Source organism: Fodinibius sp. GM108 (assembly GCF_058386985.1).
The window spans coordinates 166,568-182,254 of sequence record NZ_JBYEIR010000007.1; the positions used below are offsets into that span (position 1 = coordinate 166,568).

Sequence of the window (15,687 nt, forward strand, 5' to 3'; positions counted from 1 at the left end):
TAGCGGAACCGCTGAATATAGAGCAAGGAACTGCAGAATGTTGAAGGCTTTCTTGCATTTATAATTCTTTATTCCGTGATCGGTGTTCGATATTCTGTACTGCAGTAAAGCAGTATAATATGTTTACCGATACCTAATCTCGCGGCAAAAGGTTTATCTTTCTTTAGCTACTCTGTGGTCTGTATTGTTGAAGTTAGGATTCTAAATCCATCCCACGGGATGAATTTCCAACCACCAGTAAGCTGCTTGTGGCCATGGCAACTGCGGCAAACAGCGGATTAATGGTCCCTGCAATAGCCAGTGGAATAGTTATGATATTATACAGAAACGCCCATCCCAGGTTTTGGCGGATACGATTTTTTGTCAATTTAATCGCCCTAAATACCGATGGAATAAGCCACAGCCGATCGTTGGGGATTACAATATGAGCCGACTCGGCTGCAATGCCGGTAAGGTCGCCAAAAGCAATGCCGAGATCAGCCTCGGCCAGTGCCGGCGCGTCGTTGGTTCCGTCACCGGCCATAGTCACTTGTCCTAAATGGCGCAGCTCTTTAATAATAGCTGATTTTGATTCAGGGCGCACCTCAGAAAAAATGAAATCAGGATTCAGTTTTTTCCGAAGTGTTTGCGCGGCCTCATCACTATCACCGGTAATAAGTGCAATTTTCTTTCCTTTCTCCTTTAATGAGGATATCACAGCAACCGCTTCATCTCGTAATAAATCACCGACGATCAGAATGCTTTGTACGGTATCATCCCAGCCAACAGCGACGGGTATATTGCCTGTGGATTTAGCTCTGTCTATGGTTTCAACTTGCTCAGTATTAATCTGAAATCCCTTCTGTCTAAGCCATTCGGCCTTACCCACAAGAATAAGTTTTTTATCAATTTTCCCACTTATGCCATTGGAATAGCTTTTGAAATTCTGGACCCTTTTTGAAGCCTCATCATCAGTTGCTAAATCGGCTATGGGTTTGGCGATCGGATGAGATGAATAGCGCTCAAGAAGTGCGGCATATTTCAGAGCCTGCTCATGATTTCCTTTATCGATAAGGTGCATTTGTCCAGTGGTAAGTGTACCGGTTTTGTCGAAGGCGATAATATCGGCATCTGCCCGATCCTCGAATACGGCGGCCGTCTTAAAAATAATTTCTTGTTCCAGGGCGCTGCGGATGCCGGCCGATATAGCCAGTGGAGTAGCCAACCCAAGAGCGCAGGGGCACGAAACAATAAGCACAGCCAGTGCAGAGAGCATGGCACCGGTAGTCGACGTGCCGCTTAACAGATGATAGGCAAAGGTTGCAATCCCTAAAATAAGAACAGTGGGCACAAAATAGGCGGCAATACGATCAGCCAGACGTTGTCTGCCCGGACGCGAGGATTGAATATTCCACATCAGTTGCAGTAGTTCATCGATAGTACTCTGTACTTCTTCTCCGGCTTGAATCGTAAGTGCATTTTGAGTGAGGATAGTGCCGCTAAGTACACGGTCACCAGTTTTTTTGCTAACAGGAATAGATTCGCCGGTCATCAGTGCTTCATTGATAACTCCTTCGCCCTCTATGATTGTTCCGTCGATGGGAATACGTTCTCCGGCCCTGATTATGACTTGATCGCCGGCTTGAATTTCTGATACCGGTATTTCTTTATAGTGGCCATTGCGCCGAACCCGTGCCGAGTCGATTTTTTTCTCATATAGGTTGGAAAGGAGATTTTGTCTTCCGGACTTGATCCTCATCTCATAATAATTGCCGATGGAGACGACTAGTATAATGGCCATTGTAACATCAAAATAAACTTCAGCCGATCCGGTAAACATTGCACCTACGCTGTACAGATAGGCGCTGACAGCAGCAATAGAGATGAGAAGATCCATGTTTGGTTTTAGTACCGAAAGCGAAACCCATGCTCCGCGCAAAATTGGAAACCCAGTGTACAGCAGTACAAATGTGGTCATTACAAAAATATTGGAGACGAAAAAAAGCTCCTCAATAGTTGTCAGCGGAACGAGACCTTTTCCACCCAGGTAAGTGGGATAAAGAAAAAGGATATAGAGCATCAATCCGATGATGCCGAAAAATCCGCCTATTAAGATCCGTATAAGATCATTCCCCTGATCATCACTGGCTTGTGCATCTGCATCTATGTCCTGAACCGAATATCCCATTCGACTCAGCAGTTGGGTTAGTTCTGATTTTTCATATTGCTCCGCGTCGTAATAAATTTTTACCATCTCCGATGCATAGCTGGCCTCACTTTTATATATCCCCTCTTGACGATTGGCAAGTGACTCTATAAATGATTCACACGTTGAACAATGCATGCCTTCCACCTTAAAAAAAGCTTCTTCACAGGTATCAGGTAGGATCTTTGTTTCGCTATGTCTTTGGTTGATCGTCTGTTTTCGTAACTGTTCGGCTTGTTCATCATTAAGCTCCTGTAAAAGTTTATAGACGTGCAGGCATCCGGTGCAGCAAAATGCACCGTCGGTATCTTCATCCGTTACGGGCGGGTCGGGAAGTTCGAGATCACAAAGAGTGCAGTGTTTATATTGATCGCTCATTTCATTGGTCGTCATGGTTCTTTAAATATTCCCGAGCCAGTTCCAGCAGTTCATTCAGCATCATGGCCGTTGCTCCCCACAGCGGTACTTGGTGGATATCCCAGTATGGAACCTTATATGTATGTGATCGGAGATCCCAGTCTTCGACGGTGAGGTTCTTTTTATGGAGCAGAGAGTGGAGCTCTACAGCGAATACTTCTTTTACTTCATTAGGATTAATTCGGAAATCAGGTCGTTCTTCCATAAATCCTACTACCGGTGTTACCAGATTGTTGGAATGACTTACATACAGATCGGTGAGCTGTCCGATCGGTTGTACTTTATCAGGGTCGATGCCGATTTCTTCTTTTGCCTCCCGAAGTGCGGTTTCGACAGGTGATTCCTCCTCATGTGCGCCCCCGCCGGGAAAGCTGATCTGACCGCCGTGATTAATATCATCAGTCCGAAGCGTGAGTGTCAGCTCTAGTTCCTCATCTTTATTGGGGAACAGCAGCACCAGTACACTGCTATGCTTGACGTTATCGGGCGGCTCCATCTCCCGCCTTTCTCCTTCGGAGACAGGCTTGGGTGCCATCTTTACTTGGGCATCCCGACCGGGCAGAGGTTTTTCCAGGCGATCAGAAAGGAACTGTATTAAACCGTGCATCTTCTTAATTGGCATTTAATATTTCGTTGATCAATATAAAGCGAAAAAAGGAACTGTTTTAGTGATTTCCTTTTCCAATAGTAGTTCTTTATTCACCCGCTCATAGTTCGTATTTTCCGTCCTTCATTTTTAACTCTAGTACATACAAGTATATGAATAGGAAGTACGATGTCTATGGTATCGGCAATGCATTGGTGGATATGGAATTTGAAATATCTGATCAGTTTCTTGAAAAGCATGATGTCGAAAAAGGAGTAATGACACTGGTTGATGAGGAGACACAATTTAAATTGATAGATGATATAAATCGTGCTGAGACGGTAGAAAAACCGGGTGGATCGGCGGCCAATACCATATTCGCTGTTAGTCAGTTCGGAGGTAAAGCCTTCTACTCGTGCAAAGTGGCTGATGATGAATTCGGGGACCAGTATCTGGAGGAGATGAACGAAGCCGGCATTGATACCAACTATATCCGACAGGAACGCGAAGACGGTATAACCGGCAAATGTCTGGTAATGATTACCGATGATGCCGAGCGGACGTTGAATACCTATCTGGGCATTACAGCCGATCTCTCTACCAAAGAGATTGATGAGCTTGCGATTAAAGATTCGAAGTATGTTTATCTGGAGGGATACCTGGTTGCATCAGAAAAAGGACATCGGGCAATGAAGGAGGCAAAGAAAATCGCTGAGAATAGTGACGTCAAGACCGCTCTTACCCTTTCCGATCCTGCAATTGTTGAGGGGTTTAAAGAACGGTTTGAGGATGTAATCGGAGCATCGGTCGATCTGCTGTTTTGTAACGAAAAAGAGGCAAAGATTTATACTGGAAAGGATGACCTAACCGAAGCACGTGAGGCGCTTAAAAAAGAGGCCCAGCGTTTTGTTATCACCCAGGGAAAAAATGGGGCGATGATCTATGACGGTGATACCTTTATCGATATCGAGCCCTATCCTGTCGATGCTGTGGATACCAATGGTGCCGGTGATATGTATGCGGGAGCATTTTTGTACGGCATTACCAATGGCCTGGGATATGCAGGAGCAGGAAAGCTGGCAAGCCTGGCTGGATCGAAGATTGTTTCGCAATTTGGTCCGCGACTCAAATGGCACCAAGTGCAGGAGATCCGCAAACAGTCAACAGCTGCAGAATAAAAATAGTTTTCTTACTTGTCGGACGATTCCAATTCGTCCGATGAGTATATTAGCTAAAAATATTTTATATGCTAATGAATAAAATAGTACTGGGATCACGCAACAAGCATAAGATCGAAGAACTTCGCGCGACACTAGCTCCTTTGAGTATTGAACTAAAATCGTCATATGATTATCCCGACCTCGAAGAAGTTATCGAAGATGCCCCTACCTTAAAGGGAAATGCCCTTAAAAAAGCGCGCTATTTTTATGCAGAGACAGGATTGCCAGCACTTTCTGATGATACAGGACTAGAAGTGGACGCTCTCGACGGGCGTCCGGGCGTCTACTCAGCGCGCTATGCGGGGGAATCAGCAACGTATCAGGATAACACTGATAAGCTACTTGATGAGATGTCGGGAGTGAATATAGAAGATCGCGGGGCACAATTCCGAACGGTGATTGCTCTTGTTACTGATGCTGGTGAATACACTTTCGAAGGTGTCTGCCGCGGTACTATTTTACAGGAAGAACACGGTGATCAAGGGTTCGGCTATGATCCTGTTTTTCGTCCTGATGGATATGATAAAACCTTCGCGGAGCTTGACCCAAAAATCAAAAATACCATTAGCCACCGGGCAAAAGCAGTCAAAAAGTTTCTGAATTTCTTAAAAGAACGGCAGTGATGTACCGGACATCAAATTTGGAACCGTTTCCATGCCTTTATCCGTCAGTAATCATGAAAGAAAGTTGTATCACACCTTTTTTTTCATGATTTATATAGGCACTGCTGATACCAATGAAAATACAGTATTATTGTAAATGAATTATGCCGTAGTCGGGATTGATCTGGGTGGTACCTGTACCAAATTCGGACTTGTTACAAGAGGTGGAAAACTTTTGGCATCTGATGCTATACCAACGGATTCCCAAATCACCTATCAGGATTTTTTTAAGCACCTTTATGAACATATTGTAAGGCTCAAAGAATCGCTGAACGATACGATTACCATTAAGGGAATCGGTGTTGGAGCACCTACCGGAAACCATTTAACAGGAACCATAGACAATGCCTCTAATTTGGATTGGCCGAGTCACGTGCCGGTGACCGAGATATTAGCTTCGTACTCAAACTTGCCTACCGTATTAACCAATGATGCTAATGCGGCTACAATGGGAGAGATGTTGTATGGAGCCGGTCGTAATATGGAAAATTTTATTGCTATTACACTGGGAACCGGACTAGGTTGCGGTCTTGTGATAAATAATAAACTGGTGATGGGGCAGAACGGTCATGCCGGTGAAATAGGCCACATTCCTGTTTCTTATGATGGCAGAACCTGCAAATGTGGCCGCAATGGTTGTCTCGAAACCTATGTTTCAGCTCCCGGATTGATCAAAACCGTGCAGGAGTTGATGGATACAAGTGAGCTCGAAAGCAATTTAAGAAAGATTCCCGAATCCAAGCTCGATGCAAAAAAAATTACAGATGCAGCTCGTGAACAAGACCCGCTGGCATTGGAAGCTTTTGAATACACAGGCAAAATTTTGGGGTTAAAGCTAGCTGATATTGTTGCCTGTATTAATCCGGAGGCTATTATTGTGTCCGGGGGATTATCAAAGGCCGGTTCGTTGATTTTAGATCCCACGAAACAGAATATGGAAGCACAATTGTTAGATATATTTAAAGGTCAGGTCGACATTACTCTTTCTAGTTTGACAGAAAAAAATGCGGCCATTTTGGGTGCTGCGGCTTTTGTTTGGAGGGAATTAGAAGAAACAGAACTCACCAAGAGTGATTAAATGACTGCTATGATCCAAACATTAAAGATAGGAAATAAGATAAGTTGCATAGCAGTTGTCGTATTCTGTATTTCTGCTTTTTTCTCCATGGGTTACGCCCAGGATATGGCGCCATCGATAGAATTCAATCCCAGAAGCTATGTCAGTGTTAAAATTTCCGATTCTTTGAATATTGATGGCAAGCTGAATGAGTCAGATTGGGAACAAGCCGCTTGGACAGAGTCTTTTCTGGATATTGAAGGGGAAGGGAAGGCGGAGCCTCGTTTCGATACCAGGGCTAAAATGTTATGGGACGAGCAGTATTTTTATATCGCAGCTGTGTTGGAAGAACCTCACTTGTGGGCTACGCTGAAAGAACGGGATGCCATTATTTTCCATGAAAATAACTTTGAGGTATTTATTGATCCCAACGGAGATACCCACAACTACTATGAGCTGGAGGTAAATGCGTTGGGGACATACTGGGATCTGATGCTTACAAAGCCCTATCGTGATGACGGTAGAGCAATTGATGCCTGGGATATCAGAGGTCTTAAGGTGGGGATTGATCTCAAGGGTACCTTGAACAATCCATCTGACAGAGACACGGGCTGGTCTGTGGAGCTGGCCATCCCCTGGGATGTCCTGGAGGAAGCGGCACCAGAAGGACGTCCGCCGAAAGATGGAGAAATATGGAGAGTCAACTTCTCCAGGGTACAGTGGCAGATAGAATCCGAAAATGGAGAATATGTAAAACAGAGTGATACTGAAGACAACTGGTCGTGGTCGCCACAGGGGCTTATAAATATGCACTATCCTGAAATGTGGGGCTATGTACTATTTTCAGATGATAGAAAGCAGATCGAAAAGTCCCCGTCAATGCAGCCTGATGAGCAGATAAAATGGTATTTGAGGGAATTATACTATCGGCAGCATGAGCACCGGGATAAGAATGGACAGTATGCATCTGAGATTACAACGCTGGATGGAGTAAAAATTCGGGAAGAATTGAGATCACTGATCAATTTTGAGAAGTGGATGGGACCAGAAATATGTGCTACCGACCATACCTTTGAAATTAGTATTGAGCATTCTGAGACGGGATCCAAGTGGTATATACGAGAGGATGGAAGAGTTTGGCAGGAATAACTCGTCCTATCATGATCTGAATTCTCTTTTTAGAAATTTTTGCAAAGGCCTGTTTTATGCAACTTGAAACAATACGCTTCTAATTAATCATAAAACTGATGAATAGCAGCTATGGACAGAAAAAGCTTTCTTCAAAAAACGGGATTGGGAATGGCGGGTTTTCTGGGAGGAATAACACTAGCGAATCCATTTCAATCTGGTGAGGTAACAGGTCACTGGGAGTCCAAAAATTGGGCCTGGATAACGGAACCGGAGGGGTCGGTCGACGAATGGAAAAGTCGCCTTGAGCAATTAAAAAAAGCAGGTTTCGATGCGATACTGCCGCAAGAAAATTTTGATAATATTATTCCCGCAGCCGAAGCCTTCGATATCGAAGTACATGCCTGGCTGGTAAGCTTGCAGCGCGGCAGCGATACGAAAGCCCAGGAAGAACATCCGGAATGGTTTGTGATTAATCGCAATGGAGAATCATCACTCGAAAAGCCTGCTTACGTTGACTATTACAAATGGCTATGTCCTTCTCGTGAGCCGGTTCACAAGTATTTAAAACAGCAGGCCCGGCAGATTCTTCAATATTCCGAAATTCAAAGTGTGCATCTGGATTATATTCGGTATCCCGATGTGATCCTGCCTATCGACCTGCAGCCCAAGTATGGTATTGTACAGGATAAGGAGTATCCGGAATATGATTACTGCTACTGTTCGGTATGCCGCGAGAAGTTTAAAGAAAAGCATGGCATAGATCCGCTGGAGCTGGAAGACCCTGCCCATACTGAGGAGTGGCTACAATTCCGGTATGATAGGGTTACTACGCTTGTAAATAAATTGGCTCTGTTGGTTCATGAAGAGAACCGGGAGTTAACAGCTGCCGTATTCCCAACTCCTGATATAGCCCGCACTCTGGTCCGCCAAAACTGGCCGGATTGGGATCTGGATGCTGTGTTGCCGATGATGTATCACAATTTTTATGATAAAGAGGTTAGATGGATTGCCGAGGCGGTTAAGCAATGCCGACGTGAACTACCGAAAACAACGCCTCTTTATAGTGGCTTGTTTGTACAGGAGTTGAATGAGGAGGAAATTGCTCAGGCGTTTGAATACGCCATGGAGGCAGGTGCAGAGGGTATTTGTCTGTTTACCGATACGGCTATGAGCGAAGAGCACTGGAAGAACCTCCGGAGAATTATACGGAAAGGTTGAGTTGGTAGTGAGATATAACTCACTCTCTACTGCATTTGTCGTTAGCTATTTTGCAGGACTCTGATAAAGATAGGGGATGGGAGCATTGTCGTTTCGAGCCAGCATGATAATGTAACCCAGGGGCGAAGAAATTACTTCCATACTTCTGACTTCACCAGTGGCTTTAAAACCCGTTTCATGTGCAGGTTTGGCCTTGTAATCTTCTCCTTGGCCATTGCCGATAAGCAGGGCACCCATGGCAGCGATGGGCCCAGTTTTGGGTGTGGTACCGAAATTGTTACCGGCAACGAGGATGTCCATATTTTGATCACTGTTAAAGTCAGCGACGATAATATCATGAATTGGGAATGTTTGGGCTTGAGGGGGAAGCTGGACAGTCCGGAAGTTACCGTCGCCCTCGTTCATAAAGATTGTGTTGGCAAATGTGTGAGCTTCAAATCGGGAGGCTTGCTTCTGCTGTTTTGCTGAGAGAATATCATCGATCGTAGCGGATGCATATAAAGCATAATCGGTAAATTTTTCTTTAAGTTCAGGAAGTTGTTCCAGTAGTTTATCCCGGCCGGAAACGGGGTATCGTTTGCCATTGATCACTTTCGTCATAACCGGATCGATTGTTCCGTTGTTATCGAAATCACTGGCATACAGGATGACGGGATCATCCGGTGAGGTCTCCAGGTCGGTATTAAGCCCACGGTTTCCGGCAACCAGATCAATATTTCCGTCGCCATCCAGATCTGTCGCCTTTAAAGCATTCCACCAGCCCGCCTTTCCATCCATTCCGGCCTCATTGGTTATTTCCGTAAGTGTTTTATCCCGGTTATTCGTGAAAATACGGATAGGCATCCACTCACCGGCCAGAACCAGATCCGGATAACGGTCATTGTTAATGTCTGTCCATTCGGCATCTGTAACCATACCGGGGCTGGAAAGAGCAGGGGCGACTTCCGTGGTGATATCGGTGAAGGTCCCATTTTCATTTTCCAGTAGATAGCTACGTGGTGCATAGGGATATTTGCCTGTCAGAACCCTTCCGCCAACAAAAAGATCGGAATCTCCATCACGGTCAAAGTCGGCTGTCGCAACTGTCCCTCCGCTAATATTCATCGCAGGCAGAGCGTCAGGCATATGGGCAAACCGTCCAAAACCGTCGTTGATATAAAGTCGGTCTTGGTAAGTGGGGCCATTGGATGGATCAAAGTTTCCCCCGCTTACAACATACAGGTCCGGACTACCATCACCGTTAGCATCAAAAAACAGAGCATCGATATCTTCATATTCTCTATGCTGATCAAAAAACGGAGCTTCACCCCGTTTAAAAGTACCGTCTTTTTGCTGGAGCAGTAATCGGCCCGGTTGATCATTGCCACCTCCCAGGTACAGGTCAGAAAGCCCATCACCGTTAACATCTGCCTGTGCAAGAGCGGGACCAAGGTTCGACAGGGAATGAGGGAGAAGGGGAGAGCGATTTAGGTTCTGGATATCACCGCCCGAATGGGTGATATCCAGTCCCATCTTCTGTTTATCCAGCGGTAGAAACATTTTATTGCCGCGACGTGTATCGTTTGTGGAATTGTTGTTCTGTGAATTTGTCTTGTGAACAGTAATCGTCTGGTTAACTTCCACATCGTGGATGGTTTGCTGGGTTTGATCGTTCCACGTAACCTGCAGATCAACTTTATTTTGATTCCCCAAGCCGAATAAAAGAATAGGTTCTACTGAAGATTGATATCCTCTGACAGGATAGGCTTCCTGGAAATAGCGTCCTTCTTTGTTATCGGTCACTGTTATTTTTGTACCTATGCCAAATGTATTGTTTTCTGGTCCTTTCAGTCGGACTTTCAGATAGTTATTGGAATTTAGTTCTCGTGCCCTGTTTTTGTACGCGAAAACATGCTCATTGAGATTGTTGACAACCAAGTCCAGATCGCCGTCATTATCCAGATCGGCGTAAGCGGCGCCGGTCGAAACAGCATATTGATCTAATCCCCAAGATGATCCGGAATTGCTAAAAGATAAATTGCCCTTGTTTTTAAATGAATGATTGCGAAGCCGAACCTCGGGCATTTTTTGAACAAGATTAAATAACACGTCGGGATCATCCCCCAGCTTCCCGTCCGGAAACTTGTTCCATAATATGTTATTAAGGTAATCGCGGTTGGTATAGTCGCGGGGGAATCCGTTGGTTACGTACAGATCTTTGAGTCCGTCATTGTCGTAATCAGCCAGTAAGGCGGCCCAACTCCAGTCGGTTTTATCGACACCTGCCATTTGTCCTATTTCGGTAAAAGATCCATCACCATTGTTCATTTGCAGCATATTCCTCATGTTCTGCCTGTGATAGCCGTTGGCTGCCAGGTGATGGTATTTGTCGTAATCGGGCTCTTTAAAATTACGTCTTCGTTCATAATCGACGGGCAGCATGTCCGCGGTGAATATATCCGGGAACGTATCGTTATTAATATCTGCGATATCCGTGCCCATGGAAAAGTAGGGTATATGAGTAGTGTGGGTGGTAACTTCTTCCCGGAAAGTACCATCCTGCTGGTTTATATATAGGTAATCTTTTTCCATGAAATCGTTGGCTACATACAGATCCGGCCATCCATCCATATTAATATCTGAGGCTGTCGCACTTAACCCGAAGCCGATCGGATTTTGGATGATACCGGCATCCTTGCTGACATCTGTAAATTGCCCATTATCATTTCGAAGTAATTTGTCACCGGCATACTGATCCGTTTGTTGCCGAATATTGATGATGTCAAAACTGGTGTAGCGTTTAACAGAATAGTTTACCAGGTAAACATCGAGGTCACCGTCCCGATCATAATCAAAGAAAACGGCCTGTGTTGTATATCCCGGGTCATCGAGGCCATATTCTGAAGCCCGCTCGGTAAAGGTGAGGTCTCCGTTATTGATATATAATTTATTTCTGCGGTCATTCTCCTTGCCCTTGCCCGATTTGCAAACATAAATATCCAGTAGTCCGTCGCCGTTGATATCGACCATAGTAACTCCTGATGACCATCCCTTGCTGTCTGTTACTCCGGCTTGAGAAGTGATATCCCGGAATTTGAAATTACCTTCATTTATATAGAGTGCGTTACTGCCCTCATTGGCCGTCAGGTAGATATCCGGGAGTCCATCATTGTTTATATCACCAATGGCTACACCACCTCCGTTAAAGAAAAACTCTGACTCGAGCACATTGTGGCCGGGTCGTTCGACAACGGTATTTGAAAATGTAAGGCCTGTTTTGTCAGGATCAGTTAATTCGAAAAGGGTAGTCTGAGTTTGGTTATCATCTTTTGGTCCAAAATAGAAGATAGTTACTACAGTAAGGGCAAATAATACAATAGAAATTGCTGAAAAACGGATCATACATCAGAAATAGATTAAATATCAGATCAACCAATATATCATATGAAGATTTTTGTACAAATCAACGTTTGGCTTTCGGAAAAGTCTGAGACTTGTGGGATTGAATAAGGTGATCACTGATCTATCTTTCTTAATTATATTTGATTAGATGGTTTCGTTGGTGATGGATCAATTAAGCAAAAAGATCTAAGCAATGGATTTTTACCCACAGGTTTTGGGAAGAAAATAGATTCCTGATGATAGTTTAATCTCCTGTAAACCCGCCTAAATTGGAATAAGTCCGGAGAATAATCCCTTTTTAAAAACAGTGGAAGCGGTTCCAAAGTCATGGTGTTTCCTTGCTATAGGAGGAAACCCTAGTTTACTTAGAAAAGAAGTTGGTAGAGTAGAATCTTATAAAGAATAATACTCCACATTAATAAAGATTCAGTACACCGGAATATTATAGTAAACTGAAAAAAGTGGAATAATAATGGGAAAGGATGAGATATAATAGGATTGACATACTAAGTCCTGTTGCAACTTTATAATTTAATTAATCTAACTCAAAAGTGGACAGAAATTATGGATGATCGATTCAACATTTGGGCTGCATTTCTCTCGGAAAAAAGCAAGTCGCTTAGATTTATATTAACGGGGATTTGTTTCGCACTAATTTTAGGAGCAGGTATAGTTCCTGCACAGGCACAAGATTTTACGGTTTCCGGAACTGTATTATCTGCCGATGATAATGAACCGCTGCCGGGAGTCAATATCCTTGAGGTCGGTACTCAACGAGGAGCTACAACTAATTCAGACGGGGAGTTTACCTTAGAGGTTACAAGTTCTGAGGCCAGTCTTCGTTTTACATTTGTGGGTTTTACAGCACGGACAATTGAGCTTAATGGTCGTTCAGAGCTTACCGTTGAGTTATCTCCACGGACTGAAGCACTGGATGATGTGGTTGTTACAGCATTAGGACTTGAACGGCAGTCAAAGTCACTTGGATATTCTGTAAGCAATGTTAGTTCAGAAGAGTTGGTTTCGGCAACGGAAACGAATACTGCTAACTTACTGCAAGGTAAAGTAGCTGGTGTCAACGTGAGTCCGACATCAGGTGGTCCGGGTTCTTCAAGTCGTGTAACTATTCGAGGAAACTCTTCATTGGCCGGTAACAATCAGCCGCTCTATGTAGTTGACGGAGTACCTATTGACAATACAAATATTGGCTCAGCCGGTATGTGGGGCGGCTTTGACGGAGGTGACGGTATCTCCCAGATTAATTCCGAAGACATTGAAAGCATCAGCGTATTAAAAGGTGCCAGTGCGGCCGCCCTGTATGGTACCCGCGCCCGTGACGGCGTTGTGCAAATCACTACGAAGTCTGGTCAGGCGGGCCAGGCGCCGACCGTGAATTTTAGCAGTACAGTCACTATGGAAGATGCACTGGTTAATTTTAGAGATTATCAAACGGAGTATGGTCAGGGTGAATTGGGTCAAGCCCCTCAGAATCAACAGGATGCTTTAGCAACAGGGCTTAACGCATGGGGCGCACCTCTTGATGGATCATCCGTGGTGCAGTTTGACGGACAGGAACGTCCGTACGAATATCAAGGGAATCAGCTTGAAAATTTCTATCGCACAGGCATTTCCAGCAAGAATACGCTTAGCCTGTCCGGAGGGAACGAGAGTTCTACCTATTATTTTTCCGCGACGCGACAGGATGAAGAAAGCATCGTTCCCAGTTCAGGTCTGGATCGTACTTCACTTACACTTCGTGGCTCGCACTCCTTTGGAGATTTATCGGCCGATGTAAAAGCAAACTATGTCAATGAAAATGCGCAAAATCGCCCGAGGGTCTCCGATAGTCCCGGGAACCCCAATTTTGTAGTAGCCGTGTTGCCACCCAATCTTAATTTGAGTACGATCGAGGATAATCATGTGGCACCGGATGGTACCGAAGGTGTATATCAGAATGCTAATTCTTTTGTAACTAATCCGTATTGGGCTGTCAATCAGTTTAGTACTGATGACACAAAGGACAGAATAATCGGGCACGTAAATCTGAATTACCAAATAGCTGATTGGATTGACGTCACTGCCCGTACAGGAAGAGATCAATATACCCTTCGCCGCACTGATGTCAGCGTTCCTTGGGGGACGGCCTACAATCCAAGTGGTGCAATGAGTGAGAACGAGTATCGTGTAATGGAAAATACCACTGACGTTCTCCTGAATATCAACCAACAGTTTACGCCCTCATTTACTGTGGATGCTACTCTGGGTGGAAGCAGAAGTTATTCAAAGAATGAAACAGTGGGTATAACAGGTAGTACGTTCAAGGTACCCAAGCTTAGAACGATATCTAACATGGCTAATTCTTCACCTAGCTATGACTTTTCTGAGAGACAGATTAATTCTCTCTTCGGATCTGCCGATTTTGCCTACGAAGACTTATGGTTTATTACAGTTACTGCACGAAATGACTGGTCGTCGACTCTTCCTGAAGATGAAAACGCATTTTTCTATCCCTCGATCAGTTCAAGTTTTGTATTTACTGAGGCGTTTTCTTTGCCTTCATGGATGAGTTTTGGAAAAGTCCGGGCTTCCTGGGCTGAGGTAGGAAATGACACAGATCCCTATCAACTAAATCTGACGTATAATATTCTGAACTTTAGTCATCAGGGCCAGTCATTGTCCGCAGTTGCTCAGGATGCTATACCACTTGCTGATCTGAAACCTACATCGACTGTAGAAGTTGAGCTGGGATTTGATCTGCGCTTCTTTGATGATCGTCTTTCAGCCGATTTTACCTGGTATGACAGACAGACGACCAATCAAATTCTGTCAACTACTGTTTCACACACTACAGGATATGGCAGCCGGGTTATCAACGCCGGCCGTCTCGATAATTCAGGGATAGAGCTTTTGCTGAAAGGGATACCATTCAGCACAAACGATATGTTCTGGGAGACCAGCATCAATTATGGCCGAAATGCGAGCGAAGTTGTAGAACTGGCCGGAGACCAACAGACACTCCTTCTGGAAGAAAGCCGAACACAGAACGCCTTTATTACGGCTACAGTAGGTGAAGAGTATGGTACTATTGAAGGATTCAAGTATGAACGCGATGAAAATGGAAATATCGTTCATGAAAATGGACTACCGGTACAATCAGAACGTACCCAGCTTGGAAAGGGAACACCCGACTGGACGGCAGGATGGAGTAATACCTTCTCCTATAAAAATCTAAGTTTAAATGTCCTGATCGACGCACAGTGGGGTGCTCAAATCTTTTCTGGTACCAATGCTTATGCATATCAATTCGGATTCCACAAAAATACGCTGGAAGGTCGGGCTGAATGTGATCAGGGAGGAACACCCTATCCTACTTCTGGATGCTTTGTAGCCGAGGGAGTTGATGTTGACGGTGGAGCTAATAACACACCTGTCACACCAAATGGATATTACAGTGAGATAGGGACTGACATTACGGAAGAGTTTGTTTACGATGCCAATTTTATCAAGCTTCGCCAGCTCCAGTTGAACTACCAGTTACCACAATCTTTGGTGACAAACATTCCAATTCGATCTGCGTCTGTTTCGTTGGTAGGACGAAATCTGTTTTATCTGCATGATCCGGTTCCGAATATTGATCCGGAAGCAGCCATTAACAGAGGCAATGGACAGGGACTGGAGCTGGCCGGCGTGCCCGGAGCACGTAGCTTTGGACTCAGTATTGACCTTGCGTTTTAAGGATCAAAACAACTGAATATCCGAGCTTTTAACTCTTAAATGTCAAACTGGGTCTATTATGAATTCAGAAAAAACAAATTTTAAAAGAAGCCTTA

9 protein-coding genes are annotated in these 15,687 nt (G+C 44.5%); 6 read left to right on the forward strand and 3 right to left on the reverse strand.

Annotation, left to right across the window (positions count from 1 at the left end; translation table 11 throughout):
* Window positions 1-193: 193 nt before the first annotated feature.
* Together ACT3ID_RS14155 and ACT3ID_RS14160 are read right to left on the reverse strand one after the other, a co-directional pair.
* On the reverse strand, window positions 194-2,578 hold the full coding sequence (locus ACT3ID_RS14155) for a heavy metal translocating P-type ATPase (RefSeq protein WP_491542702.1): 2,385 nt from the start codon (window positions 2,576-2,578) through the stop codon (window positions 194-196).
* Window positions 2,565-3,224: an NUDIX hydrolase gene (locus ACT3ID_RS14160; protein WP_491542703.1), complete on the reverse strand. Its 660-nt coding sequence runs from the start codon at window positions 3,222-3,224 to the stop codon at window positions 2,565-2,567. The genes ACT3ID_RS14155 and ACT3ID_RS14160 overlap by 14 nt, the downstream gene beginning before the upstream one ends.
* 137 nt (window positions 3,225-3,361) lie before the next feature.
* On the opposite strand from ACT3ID_RS14160, the gene ACT3ID_RS14165 reads away from it, so the two are divergent.
* The 5 genes from ACT3ID_RS14165 to ACT3ID_RS14185 all read left to right on the forward strand — a co-directional run bounded on the left by ACT3ID_RS14165 (window position 3,362) and on the right by ACT3ID_RS14185 (window position 8,476).
* The gene (locus tag ACT3ID_RS14165) at window positions 3,362-4,366 is read left to right on the forward strand and encodes an adenosine kinase (protein ID WP_491542704.1); all 1,005 of its coding nucleotides are present in this window, start codon (window positions 3,362-3,364) and stop codon (window positions 4,364-4,366) included.
* Between the two features lie 68 nt (window positions 4,367-4,434).
* Entirely contained in the window at window positions 4,435-5,031 is a 597-nt protein-coding gene (gene rdgB, locus ACT3ID_RS14170; protein WP_491542705.1) for an RdgB/HAM1 family non-canonical purine NTP pyrophosphatase, read from the forward strand.
* 136 nt (window positions 5,032-5,167) lie between these two features.
* On the forward strand, window positions 5,168-6,148 hold the full coding sequence (locus ACT3ID_RS14175; RefSeq protein WP_491542706.1) for an ROK family protein: 981 nt from the start codon (window positions 5,168-5,170) through the stop codon (window positions 6,146-6,148).
* A 9-nt stretch (window positions 6,149-6,157) separates the two neighbouring features.
* Window positions 6,158-7,276, forward strand: coding sequence for a carbohydrate-binding family 9-like protein (locus ACT3ID_RS14180; protein ID WP_491542707.1), 1,119 nt, complete (start codon window positions 6,158-6,160; stop codon window positions 7,274-7,276).
* 111 nt (window positions 7,277-7,387) lie between these two features.
* On the forward strand, window positions 7,388-8,476 hold the full coding sequence (locus ACT3ID_RS14185; protein ID WP_491542708.1) for a family 10 glycosylhydrolase: 1,089 nt from the start codon (window positions 7,388-7,390) through the stop codon (window positions 8,474-8,476).
* A gap of 45 nt (window positions 8,477-8,521) precedes the next feature.
* Here the strand turns inward: ACT3ID_RS14185 and ACT3ID_RS14190 are convergent, their stop codons facing one another.
* Window positions 8,522-11,857 (reverse strand): VCBS repeat-containing protein, encoded by a 3,336-nt coding sequence (locus tag ACT3ID_RS14190; protein WP_491542709.1) that lies wholly within the window; start codon window positions 11,855-11,857, stop codon window positions 8,522-8,524.
* Window positions 11,858-12,421: 564 nt separating this feature from the next.
* Between ACT3ID_RS14190 and ACT3ID_RS14195 the strand changes: the two genes are divergently transcribed.
* Entirely contained in the window at window positions 12,422-15,592 is a 3,171-nt protein-coding gene (locus ACT3ID_RS14195; RefSeq protein ID WP_491542710.1) for a SusC/RagA family TonB-linked outer membrane protein, read from the forward strand.
* Window positions 15,593-15,687 lie beyond the last annotated feature (95 nt).

Bases quoted from the DNA above. Each gene is read 5' to 3' on its own strand.
- ACT3ID_RS14155 (WP_491542702.1), bottom strand. From the start codon at position 2,578: ATGACGACCAATGAAATGAGCGATCAATATAAACACTGCACTCTTTGT.
- ACT3ID_RS14160 (WP_491542703.1), bottom strand. From the start codon at position 3,224: ATGCCAATTAAGAAGATGCACGGTTTAATACAGTTCCTTTCTGATCGC.
- ACT3ID_RS14165 (WP_491542704.1), top strand. From the start codon at position 3,362: ATGAATAGGAAGTACGATGTCTATGGTATCGGCAATGCATTGGTGGAT.
- rdgB (WP_491542705.1), top strand. From the start codon at position 4,435: ATGCTAATGAATAAAATAGTACTGGGATCACGCAACAAGCATAAGATC.
- ACT3ID_RS14175 (WP_491542706.1), top strand. From the start codon at position 5,168: ATGAATTATGCCGTAGTCGGGATTGATCTGGGTGGTACCTGTACCAAA.
- ACT3ID_RS14180 (WP_491542707.1), top strand. From the start codon at position 6,158: ATGATCCAAACATTAAAGATAGGAAATAAGATAAGTTGCATAGCAGTT.
- ACT3ID_RS14185 (WP_491542708.1), top strand. From the start codon at position 7,388: ATGGACAGAAAAAGCTTTCTTCAAAAAACGGGATTGGGAATGGCGGGT.
- ACT3ID_RS14190 (WP_491542709.1), bottom strand. From the start codon at position 11,857: ATGATCCGTTTTTCAGCAATTTCTATTGTATTATTTGCCCTTACTGTA.
- ACT3ID_RS14195 (WP_491542710.1), top strand. From the start codon at position 12,422: ATGGATGATCGATTCAACATTTGGGCTGCATTTCTCTCGGAAAAAAGC.